2 protein-coding genes are annotated in these 1,760 nt (G+C 73.1%); both read right to left on the reverse strand.

The features are described 5' to 3' along the window. The coding region (locus H5J30_RS31180) for a DUF4233 domain-containing protein (protein WP_181790874.1) at nucleotides 1–286 on the reverse strand (286 nt) is incomplete at its 3' end. A 148-nt stretch (nucleotides 287–434) separates the two neighbouring features. Further along, nucleotides 435–1,760: bifunctional tetrahydrofolate synthase/dihydrofolate synthase (gene folC / locus H5J30_RS31185; RefSeq protein ID WP_181790876.1), on the reverse strand; the 1,326-nt coding region annotated here is incomplete at its 5' end.

Below are 1,760 nucleotides of genomic sequence, written 5' to 3' on the forward strand. Positions count from 1 at the left end.
CGTAGTGCACCGACGCCCACCACAGGGCGGCGAAGATCGCGCCCAGGAAGAACATCGCCGGCACGACGAAGCCGGAGGCGATCAGGGCGATCTGCAGTCCCCAGCCGACCTGCACGGCGCCGGGTCGGCCGAGCATGCCGCAGACCAGCACGCACAGCACCATCACGGCGCCGCTGACCCCCCAGATCGTGCCGTTCGACAGGTCGGACTGCCGCATCGCGACGAGACCCGTCAGGCCGACGACGAGGATCTCGCCGACCAGCGTGCTCGCACAGAGCGTGCGCATCGCTCGCCTCTCTACTCCGGTCCAGGGTGACGAGGGACCCGGCACGCCGGCAGCGGCGCGCGCGTCCTCCTCCGCCAGGGTAATGGCCGCCGCCGAGGCACCGTCCAGCCGCCTCGGCCGCCGGGCCGGTACGGCCCCGGCCGCCCTGCTACTTCCTGCCCAGCAGCAGCCGGGCCTCCCCCGCCGTGATGACGGAGCCGGTGACCAGCACGCCCGCGCCGGCGTACTCGTCCTCCTCCTCCGCGAGCGTGATGGCCGCCTCCAGCGCGTCGTCGAGGCGCGGCTCGACCTGGACCCGCTCGCTGCCGAAGACCTCGACGGCGACGGCCGCCAGCTCGTCCGGGTCCATGGCGCGGCTGGTCGAGTTCCGGGTGACGACGACCTCGGTGAAGATCGGCTCGAACGCCTCCAGCACGCCGCGCACGTCCTTCTCCCTGCTCGCGCCGACGACGCCGACGAGCCGGCTGAAGCCGAACGCCTCCTGCACCCCGGCGGCGGTGGCCAGCGCGCCGGCCGGGTTGTGGGCGGCGTCGAGGATGACGGTGGGCGAGGTCCGTACGACCTCCAGGCGGCCCGGCGAGGTGGCGTTCGCGAACCCGCGCCGGACCGCGTCCTCGTTGAGGCTGCGGGCGTGCTCGGAGCCGACGCCGAAGAACGCCTCGACGGCGGCGAGCGCGACCGCCGCGTTGTGCGCCATGTGCTCGCCGTGCAGCGGCAGGAAGACCTCCGGGTACTCGCCGCCGAGGCCGCGCAGCGTCAGCAACTGCCCGCCGACCGCGACCTCCCGGCTCAGCACCCCGAACTCCATGCCCTCGCGGGCCACCGTCGCGTCCACCTCGACGGCCCGCTTGAGGATCACCTGGGCGGCGTCGACGGGCTGCTGGGCCATGATCACGACGGTGCCCGCGCCGCCGCCGGGGGACGTCGCGGTCTTCTTGACGATCCCCGCCTTGTCGGCGGCGATGGCGCCCGGGGTGTCCCCGAGCAGCCGGCTGTGGTCGACGGCGATGGGGGTGACGACCGCGACGGAGGCGTCGATGACGTTCGTGCTGTCCCAGGTGCCGCCGAGGCCGACCTCGACCACCGCCACGTCCACCGGCGCCTCGGCGAACGCCGCGAAGGCCATCGCCGTGAGCATCTCGAAGAACGACAGCGGGTGCTCCTGCCGGGCGTCGACCATCTCCGCGTACGGCTTCAGCTCGCGGTACGTCTCCACGAACCGCTCGGCGTCGATCGGCGCCCCGTCGAGACCGATCCGCTCCGTGATCGACTGCAGGTGCGGGCTGGTGAAGCGGCCCGTCCTGAGGTCGCACGCCACCAGCAGCGCCTCGATCATGCGGGCCGTGGAGGACTTGCCGTTCGTGCCCGTCAGATGGATCGACGGATACGCGCGCTGCGGCTCGCCGAGGATGTCGAGCAGCGCCCGGATGCGCTCCAACGACGGGTCGATACGCGTCTCCGGCCAGCGCGCCAG

Origin of the sequence: Streptomyces phytophilus, from assembly GCF_013870535.1 — a bacterium.
Taxonomy (GTDB): domain Bacteria; phylum Actinomycetota; class Actinomycetes; order Streptomycetales; family Streptomycetaceae; genus Streptomyces; species Streptomyces phytophilus.